The sequence below is a fragment of the Sporosarcina sp. 6E9 genome, assembly GCF_017921835.1.
Lineage (GTDB): Bacteria > Bacillota > Bacilli > Bacillales_A > Planococcaceae > Sporosarcina.
On record NZ_JAGEMN010000004.1, the window covers coordinates 55,338 to 75,028 of the forward strand.

Here is a 19,691-nt window from a genome sequence, read left to right on the forward strand (position 1 = left end):
AACGATCATTGTGTCCTATGACTTGTTATTCTTCTGCAATATAGCCCCATTTGTATTGAACGAGACCTAGTGGTGATACTTCAACGTTTTTAACTTTATCTTTATTCGTCCATACGTTTGTATAGAAGTAAAGTGGCGCTAACGGAAGTTCATCCATAAAGATATCTTCTGCTTTACGTAATAAATCTTCACGTGCTTTAGCGTCTGTCTCAGTTCTTGATTCCTTCAACAAACCTTGATACTCCGAGTTTTCCCAGTTTGTATAGTTGTTTCCACCCTTAGTTTCAAAGATTTCTAGGAAGTTGATCGCATCGTTAAAGTCAGCAAGCCAACCCATACGTCCGACTTGGAAGTCACCTGCGCCCATGGAGTCAAGATAGACACCCCACTCTTCATTGTGAAGTTCAACATTGATTTCTAAATTCTTTTTCCACATATCTTGAACTGCTTGCGCAATCGATCCATGTGCTTCACTTGTATTATAAGAAAGTTTAATCGTTGGCATTTCACTTAAACCTAATTCTTCTAACCCTTTTTCCATCAACTTTTTAGCTTCTTCAATATCATTATCTTTAAAGTAACCTTCTGCATTTTCTTCGAAAATCGAAGGTGGAACCAATGCCATTGCCGGTGCTTGCTCGGCTTGCGTAATATTGTCTACAATCCCTTGACGATTAATCGCCATAGCGAATGCTTTACGAATATTTACGTTGTTAAATGGTTCTGCTTCTGTGTTAAACGCGTAGTAATAAACGCCTGCAAGTGGTGAAATGTTTAATACATCGTCTTTTTTGTATGATGGGATAGCTGCCAACGGAATGGAGTCTGTTGGAGAACCGAGCCAATCGATTTCACCTTTGTCATACATTTGTTTCGCTGTATTTTCATCTTCAATCATTACCATCGTGATTGTTTCTAACTTAACTGTATCTGCATCCCAATATTCAGGATTTTTCTTCAAAACAATCTCATCTTTATGTTTCCAAGAATCCATAAGGAATGGACCATTTGTTACGTATGTGTCAGATTGGTCTTGTGCCCAGTTAGGATTTGCTTCTGCTACACTCGCATTGACGGGAAAGAACGTATAAAACGCTGTCAATTCAAGGAAATAGGCTGTTGCTTGTTCTAACTCGACAACCAATGTTTGATCATCTTCGGCTGTAACGGCTACATCATCTAGGGACCCGCCGTTTTCTTTAGCAGCTTCGGCACCTTTAATCATATAAAGTTGATAGGCGTAGTCTGTGTCCACATTAGCTGGATCAAGTACCCACTTCCAAGCGTATTCAAAATCTTTTGCTGAAACAGCATCTCCGTTAGACCATTTTGCACCTTCTCGGATTTTGAATGTGTATTTTAAGCCGTCGTCAGACATTTCGTAGCTCTCTGCCATAGCTTCTTCAACTTTACCTTCTTGGTTTACACGCATTAAACCTTCAAACGTCTGGTTTAATACCGCACCTGAAGTAGTATCTGTCGCTAGGGCTGGGTTTAATGAAGGCGGTTCCGATCTGATGTTCACATTCAACGTTTGATCCGCCGCTAGCTTACCTGTTTCTTCCTTTTCACCGGATGTTCCTTCTTTTTCACCAGTTTTCTCATCACCACAAGCCGCTAAAATCATACTCATAGTAAACACTAAAACTAGTAATGCTAACCAACTTTTCTTCATAATTCAATCCCCCTCAGGCTTCATTATTAACTCAATATGCTGAATACGCTTACAACACATCTTACAGCTAAGTATACTATCATTAATTGAATATTCCTACCCCCAATTTACAAAAGTTATAGAAAAATATGAATAGTACTATTTAAATATACTTTATAGCCAAATAAAAAACGCTTCCAGACTTTACCGGTAGCGTTTTCCATCTATAATATTATTATTTTACTGGAACAACTGAGCCTTTCCATTCTTCTATGATAAAGTCCTGAATTTCTTTTGATTTCAATGCATTGATCAACGCTTTTATTTCAGCTTTTTCCTCATCACCTTTGCGAACAGCAATCACATTCACGTATGGTGAATCCGAATCTTCAAGCGCTATTGAATCTTCCATTGGATTCAAGCCTGCATCTATGGCATAGTTTGAGTTAATCAACACTGCATCGCCTTCATCATTGTTGTAAAGTTGTGGTAATAAAGCCGCTTCATAATCCGCTTCAAAATTGATATTTTTAGGATTATCGATGATGTCTTTTACTTCAGCAGTCGTTTTCTTAATGTCCTCGTTCAGCTTGATAAGCCCTTGTGCTTCAAGCATTGCAAGTACACGTCCATGATCGGCGATAGAGTTACTCATTAAGATCGTTGCTCCATCTGGAAGTTCCTTAAGAGACTTATACTTTTTCGAATAAACGCCGATTGGTTCAATATGGATTTCACCCGCATTCACGAAATCATAGCCATGATCACTCATTTGAGATTCTAGATACGGTATATGTTGAAAGTAGTTTGCGTCAATTTCACCAGAGTCCAGGTCCGTGTTTGGCATGATGTAATCTGTGTATTGGTCTATGACAAGATCAACGCCTTCTTCTTTCAACATTGGTTTAACTTTTTCTAAAATAATTGCATGCGGTATATTCGAAGCACCAACAACTAGCGTTTTTTCTTCTTGAGCATTTCCGCCGTCACTGCTCGCATTGTTTTTGTCACCTTCGTTTTTTGTTCCGCAAGCTACTAATGTCAGAACAAGTGCTGCTAATAAAATTGCTGATAGTACTTTTTTCATTGTGTGAACGCCTCTTTTCTATGCTGTATATATTTGACAGGCAAAGCCCGTTATTCCTAACTATAATTATCTTTTGTCTAACTTTTTAACAGCGAAATCTCCGATAAATTGAATGATAAACACGACGATTAAAATTAGAATGGTTGCCATTATCGTAACGTCTTCACGGCTTCGTTGGAATCCATCCAAAAAGGCTAGTGTACCTAGTCCTCCTGCCCCGATAACACCCGCCATTGCCGTATACCCTACAAGCGCAATAGCCGTAACGGTAATTCCAGAAATTAAAGCAGGCATTGATTCTGGTAATAAAACCTTAAAAATAATCGTAGAAGTTTTTGCACCCATCGATTTTGCAGCTTCAATGACACCTCTATCGATTTCCTGTAACGCAATTAAAACCATACGGCCATAGAATGGTGCAGCACCGATAATTAATGCAGGTAAAGCTGCCTCTGGTCCGCGTATCGTACCCAGTAGAAATTTTGTAAATGGAATGAGTAGAATAATTAATATGATAAACGGGATCGATCGGAATAGATTGACGAATGCCCCTGCAAGCGTAGAAATCAACTTATTCGCCCATAATTGTCCTGGTCCAGAGAGGAATAACAATACGCCTAACGCCAATCCAATGACAAATGTGAATACTGTCGACATCGCTGTCATATAAAGCGTTTCTAAGGTCGCTTCCCACATTTTAGCCCAGTCGACATGCGGAAATAGGTTTTCAATCATTGCCGATCACCTCCGTCCGGACATCTTGTTCATTAAGATAATGGATCGCTTCCTGGATAATCGACTCTTCCCCGACTAATTGAAGAATGAGCGTGCCGTATGCACCATCATGCGTTTGGGCTATATTCCCTTGTACAATATTGACGTCAATCATAAACTTTCGAATCAGGCTCGTAATTACAGGCTGTCCAGTTCGTTCACCTACAAAAACAAGTTTTATAAGGGTTCCTGATGGGAATTCTTCTTTAATATGTTCCATCGCCACTATTGTTTCTGATGGTTCCGTCACTTGCGATAAGAAACGTTTTGTAATCGGCTCCCTTGGCGAATGGAACACCTCAAGAACATTGCCCATTTCGACAACTTTACCTTCTTCCATAACTGCAACCCGATGACAAATCTTTCGGATGACATGCATTTCATGTGTAATGAGTACAATCGTCAACCCTAGTCGCTCATTGATGTCAGTAAGTAGATTTAGTATCGAATCTGTCGTTTCAGGATCAAGTGCAGATGTTGCTTCATCACAAAGCAATACCTCTGGATCATTGGCGAGTGCACGCGCAATTCCTACCCGTTGCTTTTGGCCGCCCGATAATTCAGATGGGTAGGCATTCTCTCGTCCCTTTAAGCCTACCAGCTCGATTAGTTCAGCAACTTTTCTATCGCGTTCCACTTTAGGTACATTTGCGATTTCAAGTGGAAATGCAATATTATCTTTAACGGTTCTTGACCATAGCAAGTTAAAGTGTTGGAATATCATGCTAACTTTTTGCCGGGCTTTCCTTAATTGTTGTCCTTTAATGGCTGAGATTTCTAAACCGCCAATTGTGATTGCTCCACTCGTTGGCATCTCTAGTCCATTTAGGAGTCGAATGAGTGTACTCTTTCCTGCACCACTATAGCCAATAACGCCGAAGATTTCGCCTTCAGCGATATCGAAGGTGACGCCGTCGACGGCAACGATAGAATTTGCGCCTTCACCGAAGACTTTGTTTACATTTTTTAACTGAATCATTTTTCTCCACCTCAACAAATATTAAAAAGCCTTTCCGCTAGATGCAGAAAGGCTCAACGTTTAAAATAAGCGTTTGTCCAATCTCTCATCTTTCAAAGCAAAACGCGCTTTGTGTGATTTGGCACCAGTTCACAAAAGTGATGGTTGCCGGGCTTCATAGGGCACTTCCCTCCGCCGCTCTTTATAAGAGTGATTTGATTATATGTTTACTATAAGAGTAAATTTATCATAAATGACTAGGGCATGTCAACTAATTTTCATTAGTAGATCGGGTACTGAATGAAATGCATAAACCTTCTCTTGTAGAACGCCTTCTTTTGCGATGAGAAGGCAAGGCACACTTTCAATTTTATAATCGATGGCCAAGTCCTCAAGGTAATTCAAATCAGCCTTTCCGATTGGGATTTCTGGCTTCATGACGGTGATTACATTCATCATTTTCGAAGCAACTGCACAGGTCCCACACAGCGGCGTGTACAAATAAAATACCGCAACATCCGATTCTTCAAGCTGTCTTTCCCATTCTTCTCTCGTCCAATTATCCATTATATCTACCTTCTTACTATAAAAATTCAGCGCGGACCTCAAAATGTGCTGCTTGAAGCACCGCGGCTAGTACATTATAGGGTGTCGTTTCGACTTCTTTATATACTTTTTCCGTGTAAAGATGAATTGCCAATGGGTATTCTCTCTTGAAAAGTGCTCGCGTTTTTTCACCATCTTCATCCGCATCCATAAAGACATACATCTCATGTTGTTCATAAGAAGCTAGCAATTCTTCTAAATGATACGGACTTATCGTACCATGTGTACAGATAATTTCAATTGGTTCAGCAAGTATCCGACTGACTCTTATACGATCTGATTTACCTTCTACAATCAGTACTTTTTCAAATTCCATTGTGAATCGACTCCTTTGCCAATATTCATCTTTAGACAGAAAAAAACGCCGAATAGCACTCGGCGTCCCATGTCAATGATTACTCGATTGTCATTTTGTCATAGTCTTCAGCTGACATAAGTGCATCCAATTCAGAAACATTAGATGGTTCAACAACAATCATCCACGCTTGTTCGTAAGGAGATTCGTTCACAAACTCCGGGCTATCTTCTAGCTCTTCGTTCACTTCAACTACTTTTCCGCTAATAGGCGCATATAACTCGGAAACTGTTTTAACTGATTCAACGCTACCGAAAGGCTCGTCTGCAGTTATCTCATCGCCAACTTCAGGTAACTCAACGAAAACAATATCGCCTAGTTCAGACTGTGCAAAGTGTGTGATTCCAATACGGTACTTACCGTCTTCATCTTTTACCCACTCATGTTCTTCTGAATACTTAAATTCCTTTGGTGTGTTCATAATCATAGCCCCCAAAATAGTTATTCTTTCAATCTAATAGTGCCATAAGCTAGCTGGAAATACAAGACGAGTAGCCATTATCTCCAGACTTTTTCAAACGTTTCTTCTTTGAATCCAACGGTTGTTTTTCCATTGCCATATACAATTGGTCTCTTGATCAACATGCCGTTTGATGATAATAGCTTAATTTTTTCATCTTCCGTCATTGTTGGTAATTTATCTTTCAACTTAAGCTCACGATAAACATTTCCGCTCGTATTGAAAAACTTTTTAATATCCAACTCAGACGCCGCAATCATTTCACGAAGTTCATCTTCGCTTGGCGGGTTTTCAGCAATATTTATTTCTTCAAAAGTAACACCATACGACTCCAGCGACTTTTTCGCTTTTCTGCACGTACTGCATTTAGGGTATCCGTAATAGGTCAGTTTCATAACAAGAACCACTCCTTCGTTTACCCCATTGTAGCAAAAATTCACCCAGATACCAAAAAGGCATCTGGGTAACTTTTGTCAATTAGACGATATATCTTTCTACATCAATGAGTTTTTCGGAAGCTTCTCTTTTCTTCGCGATGATATTGTAAGGCGTTGAACGCGTTAATTTTCGAAGCGCTGAAAGCATCATGCGCTGGTTGTCGCCTTCAACCGCTGCCAATAAAACTTCTTTTGCATCCTTTTCGATTTCTGCAAAGGCTTCTTGACAGAATACCTCCGTGTAAAGGATTTTTTGTTTTTCTTTTTCCTCGCCGTTACGTGCAATTGCTTTTTCCGTACGAAGAAGTGCAGATTCCATACCAAATACATTGCTTGCGATATCCGCGATGTTGACGAGAATCTCTTGTTCTTGTTCAAGTTTTGTACCGAAACGCTGCGCTGCAAGACCCGCTACTAACAGTCCAATCTTTTTCGCGTTTTTCACCAACACTTTCTCTTGTGCAAGGGCCTCGTCGCCGATTTCTTCAGGCATCATCATAAGGAGTTCTTCTTGTAATCCCTGCGCTTTTTCCAGTAACGGCAATTCACCTTTTAATGCTTTTCTCATGAAAGTTCCGGGTACGAGCAAGCGGTTAATTTCATTGGTTCCTTCAAAAATTCTATTGATACGGGAATCACGGTAAATGCGTTCGACTTCGTATTCCGCCATAAAGCCGTATCCACCATGAAGTTGAACCGCTTCGTCAGCAACATAGTCTAGTAATTCCGAACCGACAATTTTATTGATCGAACATTCAATTGCATATTCTGCAATCGAAGCTGCAATTGCTTTTCCATCTTTACGTTCTTCAGCAGTCATTGCGCTATTTCGTTCTTCAAAATAACCAATCGTGCGGTAGACTAAACTTTCAGCCGCATAGGTACGTGAAGCCATTGTCGCGAGCTTTTCTTTTGTTAAATTAAATGAAGAGATAGGCGTTTTAAACTGTTTTCGTCCATTTGCATATTCAATTGCCAATTGAAGCGCGCGTTTTGATCCACCAACTGTCCCAACTCCCAGTTTATACCGGCCAATATTTAAAATGTTAAACGCAATTACGTGACCGCGTCCCACTTCACCTAATAAGTTTTCAACAGGTACTTCTGCGTCTTGAAGAATTAGCGTACGTGTAGAAGATGATTTAATCCCCATTTTCTTTTCTTCCGCACCGACAGATACGCCTGGGAAGTCTTTTTCAACGATAAATGTTGAGAATTTATCGCCGTCAATTTTTGCATAAACAACGAAAACATCGGCAAATCCAGCGTTCGTAATCCATTGTTTTTCACCATTTAAAATGTAATGCGTTCCTGCTTCATTGAGCTTCGCATTTGCGCTGGCACCCAATGCATCTGATCCAGAACCGGGTTCAGTTAATGCGTAAGCTGAGATTTTATCTCCCGTAACGGAGTTTGGTAGATATTTTTCTTTTTGTTCTTCCGTACCGAATAATACGATTGGCAATGTTCCGATGCCGACATGGGCACCGTGTGTAATTGAAAAGCCGCCCGCACGTGACATTTTCTCAGAGATTAGCGCTGATGAAATGGCATCTAATCCAAGTCCACCGTATTCTTCTGGAACATCTGCCCCTAGAAGACCTAAATCACCCGCTTTTTTCAATAAACGAACGGAGTGCTCAAATTCATGGTTTTCTAAGTTATCGATGACAGGAACAACTTCATTTAATACATAGTCTTCAGTTGTTTTCGCAATCATTTTCTGCTCTTCAGTAAAATCCTCTGGCGTGAAGACACGATCTGCTTCGATGTCTTCAATTAGAAAAGCGCCACCTTTAATTAAGTTTGCTGTTTTCAATTCAGTCATTGTTTTTTCCTCCCTTTAATTAAAACGAAATATCACTTGTAAGTACAATCACTAAAAAGTGTAATGATATAAAAAGATGCTTCTTAATATTTTTATAACAACTCAAATACGCCTGCGGCACCCATTCCGCCGCCGATACACATTGTCACGACACCGAATTGCTTGTTTTGACGTTTTAGTTCATCCAACATGCGAATGGTTAAAATTGAGCCAGTTGCGCCAAGTGGATGACCGAGCGCGATGGCTCCGCCGTTGACATTCACTTTATCCATATCAAGACCGAGGTGACGGATGACTTGAAGGGATTGAGATGCGAACGCCTCGTTTAATTCCCATAAATCGATGTCTTCGATGGATAATCCAGCAATTTCTAGCGCTTTCGGAACCGCTACAATTGGACCAATTCCCATCACTTCTGGCGGAACGCCCCCAACTGCGAATGACCGGAACTTAGCGATTGGCTTCAATCCTTCCGCTTCCGCCACTTCACGATCCATGATTAAGACTGCACCTGCACCGTCTGATGTTTGTGATGAGTTGCCCGCAGTTACTGAACCCGTTACAGAAAATGCTGGACGTAAACGTGCGAGCACTTCTGTCGTTGTGCCATGACGAACCCCTTCATCCATTTCAAACATGAACTTCTTTTCCGCAGCTTTCCCATCGTCATTAACATAACGCTGAGTCACTTCTACTGGAACAATTCCATCATTAAACTTGCCAGTAGCAATCGCTGCTGCAGCTCTCTCATGGGAACGAACCGCAAATGCATCTTGATCTTCGCGGCTTACACCATATTTTGTTGCGACTTGCTCAGCGGTATGGCCCATTCCCATATAATATTGTGGTGCTGTTTCTGCTAATTTCACGTTGGGACGAACAACATTCCCCATCATTGGAACCATGCTCATCGATTCCGCCCCACCTGCAAGAATCGCTTTTGAAGCCCCAAGCATAATCCGCTCTGCTCCGTAAGCAATTGTTTGCAAGCCTGAGGAACAAAATCGGTTGACGGTAATTGCGGGTGTTGTATCTGGAAGTCCTGCTAGCGCGCCGATATTCCGTGCCATATTCATTCCTTGTTCCGCTTCTGGCATCGCACAACCAATAATTAAATCATCGATTGGTCCGTCGTAACCACCCGCGCGCTTTAATGTTTCCTTTACTGCAATCGCTCCTAGATCATCCGGACGAACGTTTGCCAGTGAACCTCTTTTCGCTCTTCCAACCGGCGTTCGTGCACCGGCTACAATTACTGCTTCACGCATTATTTCTTCCTCCTCTATATTTGTTGCTTTTAATTGCGAAGTGGTTTTCCTTTTACAAGCATGTGTTGCATACGTTGCTGTGATTTTGGTTCAGCTACTAGGCTTAAGAAGGCTTCACGTTCAAGATCTAGCAAATATTGCTCATCGACTAGCGTTCCAAACGGCACTTTGCCACCTGCTAGAACAAACGCTAATTTCTTCGCGATTTTCAAGTCATGTTCGCTAATATACCCCGACAAGAACATTGCTTCTGCCCCGAGAAGTAGTGTCGCATAACCAGAATCTCCAGTGACCGGGATTTTCTCGCGTTTAGGTGCTTGATAGCCATTTTCATATAATGAAAGTGCGACTTGTTTCGCATCATGTAATTGATGGTCAGCGTTTACGCTTATTCCATCCGCGAAATTCATGAAGTTGTTATCTCTAGCTTCATCTGCGGAAGTTGAAACTTTTGCCATCGCAATCGTTTCAAATACTTTATTTGCGATATTTTGATAGTCGACTTCTACGCCGTTCGGCAAACCTTTCAAGTGTTTTGTATACAACCCGACGTTTCCGCCACCCCCCGGGATTAGACCAACGCCTGGTTCAACTAGCCCCATGTAGGTTTCAGTTGTCGCTTGAATATGTGCCGCTGGAAGACAAACTTCGGCCCCACCGCCCAGTGTCATCGCGAACGGTGCTGCAACAACTGGCTTCGTTGAATATTTGATTTTCATCATCGCGTTTTGGAAAGTTCGAACGACGAAATCCAATTCAAAAATATTGTCATCTTGTGCTTCCATTAAGATTAGGCCAAGATTCGCACCGACACAGAAATTTCTTCCCTGGTTGCCGATCACAAGCCCTTTATAATTCTTTTCTACTTCATCAACTGCAAAGTTAATCATTTGCAAAATATCTAACCCAATCGCATTCGATTGCGAATGAAATTCGAGTAGTGCGATGCCATCGCCAAGGTCTATTAAACTAGCACCTGAATTTTTCTTAATGACCCCGTGTTTTTTCTTATAACGTTTCAAATCAATCACTTTTTCATTAACAGGAACGGGTTTATAGCCATCTCCGTCGAAGTAATACAGTTCACCGTCTTCTTCTTTATAGAAAGATTCATAGTTTTGATCTAACAAACGTTGAACAAAAGCAGGTACCTCAGCACCTTCTTCTTTCATCTTTTCTACAGATTTAGCGACCCCGATTGCATCCCATATTTCAAATGGTCCTTGTTGCCATCCGAAGCCCCATTTCATCGCATTATCGATTGCTACGATATCATCCGCGATTTCACCGTGTAGTTCAGCTGAATAGCGAAGTGTAGGTGCTAAAATATTCCATAGGATTTCGCCTGTACGGTCTTTTGCATAGACAAGTGTTTTCACTCGATTTACAAGCCCTTTTTGCTGTTTCGCCATTTCAATTGAAGGCGTTTTCATTTTCTTCGCCTTGCTGTACTCGAAAGTTTCTGGATCGAGTTCCAAGATTTCTCTATCTTTCTTCACATAGAAACCTTGTTTCGTTTTCGCGCCGAGCCATCCGTTATCAATCATTTTCTTCATAAACGCCGGCAATTCAAATACTTTTTGTTCTTCACCTTCTGTTTGGTCGTAAACGTTTTTGGCAACATGCATAAATGTGTCCAGACCGACTACATCAAGCGTTCGGAATGTTGCCGATTTCGGACGACCGATTAGTGTACCCGTTACAGAGTCGACTTCGCCGATTGAAAATCCGCGTGCTTCCATTTCTTGAAGGGTGACCAGTAGCCCATAAGTTCCAATTCGGTTGGCAATAAAGTTCGGTGTATCTTTGGCAATGACAACGCCTTTACCTAATGTGTTTTCACCAAATTGAACCATGAAATCTACCACTTCTGGCGCTGTCGTACTGGCCGGAATCACCTCGAGTAGTTTTAAATAACGAGGTGGATTAAAGAAATGTGTTCCTAAGAAATGTTTCTGGAAATCTTCTGAACGCTCATCCTTCATCGCTTCAATACTAATGCCCGATGTATTTGACGAAATAATTGTGCCAGGCTTACGCACAGCATCCACTTTTTCGTATAATTCTTTTTTAATGTCTAGGTTCTCGACAATTACTTCGACAATCCAGTCAACATCTTTTAATTTTTCAAGATCGTCTTCTAAGTTCCCTGCTTCGATTAACGATAAGTTACTTTTAGTGGTGAGTGGCGCAGGTTTTTGTTTGAGTAGTTTTTGCAATGCGCTTGATGCAATTTTATTTCGGACTTGGTTATCTTCGAGAGTCAGCCCTTTCGCTTTCTCTTCTTCTGTCAATTCTTTTGGAACGATATCCAATAATAGTACTGGGATACCGATGTTTGCGAGATGGGCTGCAATTCCTGAACCCATCACACCTGAACCTAATACTGCTGCTTTTTTAATTTGATAAGCCACGTGCAATGCCTCCCTTTATTTTCTTGAATGAACACTCATTCATTATTTGGGCAAAAAAAATAGAAACGATTTCTATAACTTTTATTATAGAGCATTAGTTAATTTTTCGCAATATTTTATTCTGTAATTATTCATAGAATAGAAAGTAACTTCGTACCGTCAGGTTTTGGGTGAATCAATTTTATATCCAGAATCGAAAATGGATTGTACACTAAATATAAAAGTTTCCTTCTAATAAGAAAGGGCGTTTCGATATGAAAACGGTACTTGATATAACTGGTAAATCACAATATGAAAAAGATATTGATGAACGGTTTCGCCCTTCTGCATGCGGTCCGGTAACCGCTCATGTGATTCTAAGGTATCATTTTCCACATCATATGCATGCAGTGAATGAACTGTACCGATTGCTAGGCAGTACAAAAATCGGTTTATTTACTTGGCGTTTCATCCGGAATATGAAGAAACTTCTAGGCGAGGCGTGGATCGTTGAAAAGTGTTCAGTTAACGAGGTCATTCATGAAATTGATAACGGGCGTCCCGTAGCTGCCAAGTTTGATAAATGGTTTACTTTAAGGTGGCGGGGTAAATTTGCTTTTGATTATCATTGGGTACCAGTTGTTGGCTATGAAAAAAATGGGAATGAACTACTTCTCATCGTTCATGATAATGGCGGTAGAAATCGGACAAGTCAATTGCGAACGATTTCATATAAGAAAAACAAATCTATTTTGACGTTTGTAAAGATAAAAAGAAGCCACTAAGCGGCTTCTTTTTATTTTTTATGAAAATAATGAATCGGCATGGCGCATGATCATTGTATAGCCTTCTTTTTCAAAGAGGCTTCTCTTTTCTGCATCATAAATCGGTAGTGTTAGGTCTTCAATTTGACAGTTTACATCTAAGTCGCAGTGAATTTCAGCAAGCTTTCTTGATAAGTGAAGCATTTCAATGCCTTCTTCGATACGTTTGCGTCTTGCTGGGGTTAGTTCGTCTAGAGCCTCTAGAATACCTTCAATGGAGCCATATTGTTTCAGTAATGTCAAAGCTGTTTTTGGCCCAATGCCTTTGACACCTGGGTATCCGTCGGCCGAGTCACCTGTGAACGCTTTTTTATCGATGTATTGAAATGGCGTAATGCCGTACTCTTCGATGAATCTTTCGTCTGTGTAGATGTCGTACTCGCTATATCCTTTTTTAATGAGGGCTACTTTAACGCCTGGGCGCAATAATTGCAGGAGATCTCTGTCGCCTGACACGATTGTGATGTCGGCTTTGCCTTCCCAATTGCTTACCATAGAACCGATTAGATCGTCGGCTTCCATCCCTGGTTCTCCGTAACTTTTCCATCCGATTAGTTCTGAAACGCTTCTAGCCATGTCAAATTGCGGAACGAGTTCTTCGGGTGGCGCGGGACGATTCGCTTTATAACCGTCGTACAAGTCATTTCGAAATGTGTGTGCGCCCATATCCCAACAAACTGCCATATGGGTTGGGTTGAATAGGGACATCGCTGTCAATGAATGACGTGCAAATCCTTGAACGCCATTCGTAGGAACGCCAGCTGCATTCGGGAAAAAATGCCCCATTGCGGATGTCGCAAAAAAGGATCTAAATAATAATGCCATGCCGTCAACGATTAAAATATGTGGTTTTTCTTCTGTAGTCAATTGTCATTCCTCCAGTAGTCGAAAGTGTTCGATTCGACCTTTATCAATAGTTAATAGTAGACTACTAATCGTGAAATCGGTACTAATACGCCCCATTACACGAGAAAGCAACATTAGCAATCCATTATACAAGTGCTTGGTTATATTCAAACCGTTGATTTCCGTTGCGGGCGGACGCTTTCCTGCGGGCGAGCGCCGAGCCTCCTCGTCGCTAAAACCGTGCTCCCAAACGCTGCGCTTTTAGGTCGCAAAAGCCGTTCTTCGTAACGGCTCTTCCTGCGGGGTCTCGACTGTCTCGCTAATTCCGCTGGAGTCGCCGCCCTCCACTTCAATCAACTAATTCCACTATATTATGGTAGTAATTTATAGCTTTCTATAACTGTGGAATCATGAATACGATTGCTAGAAGGACTAGCACTGTAATATGAGCAGAAGTGATAATTGTTCCTTTACTTGTTTCTGCTTTCCCATACCTAAGTATGATAGACAGTATGAACAAATAAACTAAAACTAAAAAGTAAACTATTGATAAATCTAAAATCCAGTGCATTTCTGGGGTTACTTCAGATAGAATTGTGACGCCTAGGATTATGAAGCCCATCATTGATAGGAGAAGGATGACGCCGATGATAGCGGGCATGATTCGCCATATCTTATGTACAAATAGTGGCTTTCCCTTCTTCTCTTGTATCAGCAATAAGAATGAAAATCCCCATACGATAAATATAACTGTGAAGAATATAATGAGAATACTTGGTTCGATAAAAGAATTTACGAATGAAAAGAATGCACTAATTTTATCCTCATATAGATTCGTTAAAATGATAGCGAGTGAAAATCCAAAAATAATAAGAATTTGGTAAAGCGTCCATTTTGACATTATACTTCCCCTCCAAGTTACAAGTACGTTTGAGATGTCGATTTAGATTCAAAAAAGAACTGAAACCTGGAAATTGTAACCCGGTCAGTTGAGTGGTATAAAAACTAAATTAAACACATAAAAATAGTCCAAATTCGCATACAATTGGACTCTTTCCTATTACCTAGGTGTCAACGTTTGTGAATGATAACGCGGCTATTTCAGAAACCCTATTGAAAAGCATATTAGCAGGTTACAATTTCTTTTTAGGTCTGTTAATGTATGTGTTAATACCAACGTTAATTTGTATGTCGAAAAAACAATGATGCATTTCGCCACTTTTTTAACTTTTACTATCCCATTAACGCGCCCGATCGCATCAGATTTTAATCATTAAAGAAGTGGTCAATTTCTTCCCATTTACCTTCTGGAACATCGGCTTTCTTCCACACTTGTCCATTAACCGTGTCAGATATATAAATGAATCCATCTCGTACAACCAACTCATAAGATTGATCACTTTGAGCGTCTATTTGATTAATACTGTCCGCTACGTTGCCCAAGCCACCTGAGATAGATATTCCTGCTAATAGAATACAAATACCTACGAATATCATTACTCCACTTTTCAATTTCTCCAATTTCATCGACTCCCTATCCTGACTCTTAGATTAGAAGGCACATTCTCAAATAAACGCGCCCGATTGCTTAATTACTTCAACTCAAGAGTTATAGCCGAATGAGATAATAAATATCATTGCAATCAAAGATACAACGATAAAAACCGTAGATATTAAAGTTATTATTGCGGTTAAACTTTTAGGTATGTTAGTACGATTTTTCCAAGTAGCTACCAACAGGAAAACACTCAGTAAAATTATGATAAGAAAAATTGATAAAAATCCAGAACGCTCTTTAATCATAAACCACAAATCCATTTCGTCTGCTCCTCTCCGATAACACTTAACTCAATTTTGTCCGATTGAGTCGCAGCGGTTGTTCAGTTAACGCACCCTATTACAGAACAATTAACACCAGTCAATTTAATCCTTTCTGTATTTTTTATAATTATACGCCAATGATAACAAGCCTCCGACAAGACCGAGCGTGTGCATTGTGATGAAAAATGCTTGCCTTTCCACTAAGGCAATAACCAGAGCGATTGTGAAAAAAACTATCATAATTGCTATACCAATGTGTGGACTATATTTCACTATGTAAATTCTCCTCTCGATTCATTTTTTTTTAACATAACGGCTCCGTTAATGGCATAGAACTTGTGCAACAATCGCACCCGATTGCGGATAATAGCTATTTTATTATGATGTGTTCTGGATGTATTGGAATATTTTTTATTCCATTTTTTAAAAATTCAGGTTGCAAAAGAATTTCATCAAGTTTCGCTATAGGCACCCACTTATATACAAGGGGCTTGTCCTCTTCAGTCCCATAAAATTCTCCTGATTTTAATTCGTAATCATTATTCGATGTGACTTGATAATAGAATGCTATTTCATGAAAGGACTTACCATCATAATTAAAGAAATTTTCGGTTGTCCAAATTAATCTTTTTACTTTTACGTTTAAATTCAGTTCCTCTTGAAACTCCCTACGTAAGCCTGTTTTTGACTCCTCCGTTATTTTAACTCTTCCACCCGGAAGGGCCCAATGTTCATCATTTACGTTTTTATGTAAAAGAACATGTTGATCTAGTATCCAAATTCCCGCCACACGATAATTAAATACTGCTACATCCGTTTTAAATACCGCATCTATCATACTTAATCCTCCCTAAATCCGTTTTTGGAAAATACAACAACACTAATAACGACTTTCACTTCACAATTTGGCCCGTTAATGGCATAAAACTTGTGCAACAATCGCGCCCGATTGTTATAATCATTATTTCTTTTTCTTAATGGCGTCTCTACTCATTAAAAAGTAAGCAGTGCCAGCTATAAATAACCCTGTGCTAAGCCACATCGCTATACCGTTCCATTCGCCATTAAACAATGTGATATTTGTCAGATTCACAAAAAATATTGCAATTAGAATAATATACAATCCTGTTATCTCTTTCATTTTTTCACACCCCCATAAAATGGCCCTATTGTGGAAAGGGCGCAAATCCTTCTTCAAGAATCGCACCCGTTAGTTCAATAATATGCCATGATTAATTTAGATTTTTTAAATTCGGGAATTTATTATTATAAATTTTGTTCCATATATTTAATGCACTGGGATAACAATTATTAATCGAAGGTGCTCCACTCCTCGAAAACATTTTTTCAAAGACCTGATGTATCACTAAAGCTAACTTTTCAACAGATGCAGTTGGTAATGCCGATACAATAAGTCTTATTTCTGGATCATATTCATCCTCAGATGTGTAACGTAAAAGGTGCATCGGGTCCCATTCATTAATTACTTCTTTTACAATTTGGTAGTGGTTCATAATATCCCTCTTTCAAGATGTATTTTCAGAGACTTATGCTATACCCTTATTTAGCTAACCTGACCCGTTTGATGCATTGTCCTTATCACGCAAACGCACCCGTTAACAGAGATCTAATTATTATTTACTGCCTCTTTTTTATCATCAAACACTATGTCAATGCTGACTATAAGAAGTGCTGTTAAAAATACTGCTAAGCCTGATAAAACTACTGTTGTCATTAATTCATTAACAATATATATAACAATCCAGCTTAGGATTAATTTAATAAGAGCTATCCAAACCCATTTTTCTTTACTAGGTAGATTTGCTCTCGTTATAAAAAATAACGTGACCTGCTCTATTATTTCAAAGAAAATGCCAACCAAAAAAGTAAAGAATATGAATAGCAGTAAAGATCCAATTGATTCATAAGAAACACCAATCAAAGAGAAAAAACCTGCTAGACCAAAAATAATTCCACCAAAAACTATACCAATCGATACTGCAACCAGTAGAGTCATAGCCACCCCAATAATAATCTTATCCCTAAATTGCAACACCAATCACCTTTTCCCTTAATTCCTTAGACAAAGTTTTAATTGTAAAAGTCAACCCACTATATGGCCCTCTAACGGCACAATCCTTATTACAGAATCGCACCCGTTTATGGATCACACCAAAATATCTACATAATTAACTACTTAAAATTGATGAGAAGTTATCAAAAGCGTTTAATACATCATCACCTAATGGATGGGCAAATTCCTGATTTTTCAAAGGCAATATCCCTTCTTTTTCAAGCTGTTGCAGATATTCTTGAAACCCTATACAGACAGCTGAGATATACTCTTTTAGATTGAATTCATATTTAAATATACCTTCTGGATAATGACCATTATGTTCAATAAAAAGTCTTCCACCATCACTGGAAAATATATAGTAATCAAAGTTTCCATCACAATCAATTTGGGCTTCACTGATTTCGCCTTTATATAAAGAGGTTAGTGTTGAAAAGAAATTAGGTATCGCTATAAAGCCTATCCCTGATTTAAAACTAAATAACTGTGTATCACTCGAAACGTCAAATTGAATATCCCCACCACTGAGACGGATATCAATAAAACATTTATAATTAGTGTTCATAAAACCCACCTCGATTGTATTCTATTAAATAATCTGGCCCGTTTGTTGAATATTGAATATACACTTACCCTACTCCAATAATAGAGTATTTACCACAAAAATCCTTTTTTAATATAAAAAGCACCGCTATTATTTGCGATGCTGATTGTTGCTCTAATTCGATGTTATTTCGCTTGTTATTTTAACTTTTGTGCCAGTGAACTGAATGATTTACCGAATATTAGTTTCAGTTCCTTTTGATTAATTAGTAGAATTCTTTTTAAGAAGTTGTTCAATTGCTACGATATCTGGTGTGAATATACGATCTTCTTCGATAGGGGCTACGACTTTTAGTAGTTTTTCGAACTGTGTACGTGTCTTGGCAGCCATTGATTCTTTCCCACGAATCGCGCAGCCCGTTAATGCGCATAGCGCCTCGATAGCTAAAACATTTCTCGTGTTTTTGATTATCGACTGTGCGTGTCTTGCGCCGATTGTTCCCATTGAAACATGATCTTCTTGATTTCCAGACGAGGGAATTGAATCCACGGACGCTGGATGTGCAAGTGTTTTATTTTCCGAAACTAGGCTTGCTGCGGAGTATTGTAAAATCATGGCCCCAGATTGTAAACCTGGTTCTGGGCTGAGAAATGGTGGTAATCCTTCATTAAGTTGTGGATTAACTAGTCGCTCAATGCGACGTTCTGAAATATTTGCGAGTTCCGCTATGCCGATTTTTAGAAAATCCATCGCGAAGGCAATGGGTTGTCCGTGGAAGTTCCCACCTGAAACAACCGTGTCCCCATCATCGAAAATAAGCGGATTATCTGTCGCTGCATTCATTTCGATTTCCAACTTTTCTTTCACGTAATTTAACACTTGCCAACTTGCGCCGTGCACTTGTGGGATACATCGAATCGAGTAAGCATCTTGCACACGTTTTTCACCTTGGACTGTCGTTAATTGACTACCTTCCAACAAATCTAGCATTCTTTTTGCAACGTCAACTTGTTCAGGGTACCCACGTGCTTCATGAATAGCTGGATGGAAAGCATCTGTTATTCCGTGTAAAGCTTCCATTGTCATGGCTGCAATCCATTCACTGTCGATAGCGAGTGATTCTGCCTCCAAATAATTGATAACGCCTTGGGCAGTCATTGCTTGCGTTCCATTAATGAGTGCTAGCCCTTCTTTCGCTTCCAGCACAATTGGTTCTAGCTTATGTTTTTTCCATATATCGGAAGCTGGAACATGCTCGTCACCTTGCCAAACGAAGCCTTCCCCAAGTAGTACAAGTGCTAAATGGGCGAGCGGTGCTAAATCACCTGACGCGCCTAATGATCCTTGTTGTGGAATGACAGGGTGAATTTGATGATTCAACATATAGGCGAAACGCTCTAATACTTCTTTTCGTATCCCCGAAAACCCTTTCAATAATGCATTTAGTCGGAGTACGACCATTGCGCGTGAAACAATTTCCGGGAATGCATCCCCTACTCCGCAAGCATGCGACCGAATGAGATGAAGTTGCAACGCCTTCGTATCTTTTTCATCGATGCTGACATCGCTGAATTTCCCGAAACCTGTATTGATGCCGTAAACGGTCCGGTCTTCCCGTACGATTTTTTCAACAGCCAGTCGGCTCTTGTGGACGCGTTCAAGCGCTTTTTCGTCTAATGAAACAACAGACGCTTGATATAAAATTGCTTTCAATTGTTCAAGATTAAGTGTTGACCCTGTTAAATTAATCATGAAATCCACC

At 39.8% G+C, this 19,691-nt stretch carries 23 protein-coding genes and 1 riboswitch; of the genes, 1 reads left to right on the top strand and 22 read right to left on the bottom strand.

Going from position 1 to position 19,691, the window contains the following annotated elements:
* Nucleotides 1–25: 25 nt before the first annotated feature.
* The 11 genes from J4G36_RS14740 to J4G36_RS14790 all read right to left on the bottom strand — a co-directional run bounded on the left by J4G36_RS14740 (nucleotide 26) and on the right by J4G36_RS14790 (nucleotide 11,841).
* Complete coding sequence (locus J4G36_RS14740) at nucleotides 26–1,675, bottom strand: peptide ABC transporter substrate-binding protein (RefSeq protein WP_210471162.1); 1,650 nt, start codon at nucleotides 1,673–1,675, stop codon at nucleotides 26–28.
* 214 nt (nucleotides 1,676–1,889) lie between these two features.
* On the bottom strand, nucleotides 1,890–2,741 hold the full coding sequence (locus J4G36_RS14745) for a MetQ/NlpA family ABC transporter substrate-binding protein (RefSeq protein WP_210471163.1): 852 nt from the start codon (nucleotides 2,739–2,741) through the stop codon (nucleotides 1,890–1,892).
* A 66-nt stretch (nucleotides 2,742–2,807) separates the two neighbouring features.
* Nucleotides 2,808–3,476, bottom strand: a complete 669-nt coding sequence (locus tag J4G36_RS14750; protein ID WP_210471164.1) for a methionine ABC transporter permease — start codon at nucleotides 3,474–3,476, stop codon at nucleotides 2,808–2,810.
* On the bottom strand, nucleotides 3,469–4,494 hold the full coding sequence (locus J4G36_RS14755; protein ID WP_210471165.1) for a methionine ABC transporter ATP-binding protein: 1,026 nt from the start codon (nucleotides 4,492–4,494) through the stop codon (nucleotides 3,469–3,471). Before J4G36_RS14755 ends, J4G36_RS14750 begins: the two co-directional genes overlap by 8 nt.
* An 82-nt stretch (nucleotides 4,495–4,576) precedes the next feature.
* Nucleotides 4,577–4,684, bottom strand: a riboswitch (SAM riboswitch).
* A 56-nt stretch (nucleotides 4,685–4,740) separates the two neighbouring features.
* Complete coding sequence (locus J4G36_RS14760) at nucleotides 4,741–5,040, bottom strand: thioredoxin family protein (RefSeq protein ID WP_210471166.1); 300 nt, start codon at nucleotides 5,038–5,040, stop codon at nucleotides 4,741–4,743.
* 16 nt (nucleotides 5,041–5,056) lie between these two features.
* Nucleotides 5,057–5,395, bottom strand: coding sequence for a toprim domain-containing protein (locus J4G36_RS14765; protein WP_210471167.1), 339 nt, complete (start codon nucleotides 5,393–5,395; stop codon nucleotides 5,057–5,059).
* Between the two features lie 79 nt (nucleotides 5,396–5,474).
* The gene (gene gcvH / locus J4G36_RS14770; RefSeq protein WP_210471168.1) at nucleotides 5,475–5,855 is read right to left on the bottom strand and encodes a glycine cleavage system protein GcvH; all 381 of its coding nucleotides are present in this window, start codon (nucleotides 5,853–5,855) and stop codon (nucleotides 5,475–5,477) included.
* Between the two features lie 77 nt (nucleotides 5,856–5,932).
* Nucleotides 5,933–6,289, bottom strand: a complete 357-nt coding sequence (locus tag J4G36_RS14775; protein WP_210471169.1) for an arsenate reductase family protein — start codon at nucleotides 6,287–6,289, stop codon at nucleotides 5,933–5,935.
* 82 nt (nucleotides 6,290–6,371) lie between these two features.
* A complete protein-coding gene (locus tag J4G36_RS14780) occupies nucleotides 6,372–8,159 on the bottom strand; it encodes an acyl-CoA dehydrogenase family protein (RefSeq protein WP_210471170.1) in 1,788 nt (595 codons plus the stop codon).
* Nucleotides 8,160–8,251: 92 nt separating this feature from the next.
* Nucleotides 8,252–9,427 (bottom strand): acetyl-CoA C-acetyltransferase, encoded by a 1,176-nt coding sequence (locus tag J4G36_RS14785; RefSeq protein WP_210471171.1) that lies wholly within the window; start codon nucleotides 9,425–9,427, stop codon nucleotides 8,252–8,254.
* Nucleotides 9,428–9,456: 29 nt separating this feature from the next.
* Nucleotides 9,457–11,841, bottom strand: a complete 2,385-nt coding sequence (locus J4G36_RS14790) for a 3-hydroxyacyl-CoA dehydrogenase/enoyl-CoA hydratase family protein (RefSeq protein WP_210471172.1) — start codon at nucleotides 11,839–11,841, stop codon at nucleotides 9,457–9,459.
* Nucleotides 11,842–12,095: 254 nt separating this feature from the next.
* On the opposite strand from J4G36_RS14790, the gene J4G36_RS14795 reads away from it, so the two are divergent.
* A complete protein-coding gene (locus J4G36_RS14795) occupies nucleotides 12,096–12,605 on the top strand; it encodes a C39 family peptidase (protein WP_210471173.1) in 510 nt (169 codons plus the stop codon).
* A gap of 18 nt (nucleotides 12,606–12,623) precedes the next feature.
* Here the strand turns inward: J4G36_RS14795 and J4G36_RS14800 are convergent, their stop codons facing one another.
* From J4G36_RS14800 to hutH, 11 genes are all read right to left on the bottom strand, one after another.
* On the bottom strand, nucleotides 12,624–13,511 hold the full coding sequence (locus J4G36_RS14800; protein WP_210471174.1) for a 5'-3' exonuclease: 888 nt from the start codon (nucleotides 13,509–13,511) through the stop codon (nucleotides 12,624–12,626).
* Nucleotides 13,512–13,884: 373 nt separating this feature from the next.
* Nucleotides 13,885–14,391: a hypothetical protein gene (locus J4G36_RS14805; RefSeq protein WP_210471175.1), complete on the bottom strand. Its 507-nt coding sequence runs from the start codon at nucleotides 14,389–14,391 to the stop codon at nucleotides 13,885–13,887.
* Nucleotides 14,392–14,756: 365 nt separating this feature from the next.
* Complete coding sequence (locus J4G36_RS14810; RefSeq protein WP_210471176.1) at nucleotides 14,757–15,017, bottom strand: hypothetical protein; 261 nt, start codon at nucleotides 15,015–15,017, stop codon at nucleotides 14,757–14,759.
* Nucleotides 15,018–15,092: 75 nt separating this feature from the next.
* Entirely contained in the window at nucleotides 15,093–15,308 is a 216-nt protein-coding gene (locus J4G36_RS14815) for a hypothetical protein (protein ID WP_210471177.1), read from the bottom strand.
* 105 nt (nucleotides 15,309–15,413) lie between these two features.
* A complete protein-coding gene (locus tag J4G36_RS14820; RefSeq protein WP_210471178.1) occupies nucleotides 15,414–15,584 on the bottom strand; it encodes a hypothetical protein in 171 nt (56 codons plus the stop codon).
* 97 nt (nucleotides 15,585–15,681) lie between these two features.
* Nucleotides 15,682–16,149 carry an NUDIX hydrolase gene (locus tag J4G36_RS14825; protein WP_246880644.1) on the bottom strand — a complete coding sequence of 156 codons (468 nt, stop codon included), beginning with the start codon at nucleotides 16,147–16,149 and terminating at the stop codon, nucleotides 15,682–15,684.
* A gap of 123 nt (nucleotides 16,150–16,272) precedes the next feature.
* Nucleotides 16,273–16,452 carry a hypothetical protein gene (locus J4G36_RS14830; RefSeq protein WP_210471179.1) on the bottom strand — a complete coding sequence of 60 codons (180 nt, stop codon included), beginning with the start codon at nucleotides 16,450–16,452 and terminating at the stop codon, nucleotides 16,273–16,275.
* A 91-nt stretch (nucleotides 16,453–16,543) separates the two neighbouring features.
* Nucleotides 16,544–16,825: a DUF1871 family protein gene (locus J4G36_RS14835; RefSeq protein ID WP_210471180.1), complete on the bottom strand. Its 282-nt coding sequence runs from the start codon at nucleotides 16,823–16,825 to the stop codon at nucleotides 16,544–16,546.
* Nucleotides 16,826–16,938: 113 nt separating this feature from the next.
* Nucleotides 16,939–17,367, bottom strand: coding sequence for a YrvL family regulatory protein (locus J4G36_RS14840; RefSeq protein ID WP_368668792.1), 429 nt, complete (start codon nucleotides 17,365–17,367; stop codon nucleotides 16,939–16,941).
* A 133-nt stretch (nucleotides 17,368–17,500) separates the two neighbouring features.
* Nucleotides 17,501–17,950 (bottom strand): hypothetical protein, encoded by a 450-nt coding sequence (locus tag J4G36_RS14845; RefSeq protein ID WP_210471182.1) that lies wholly within the window; start codon nucleotides 17,948–17,950, stop codon nucleotides 17,501–17,503.
* A gap of 240 nt (nucleotides 17,951–18,190) precedes the next feature.
* Nucleotides 18,191–19,681 (bottom strand): histidine ammonia-lyase, encoded by a 1,491-nt coding sequence (gene hutH, locus J4G36_RS14850; RefSeq protein WP_210471183.1) that lies wholly within the window; start codon nucleotides 19,679–19,681, stop codon nucleotides 18,191–18,193.
* Between the last annotated feature and the right edge of the window lie 10 nt (nucleotides 19,682–19,691).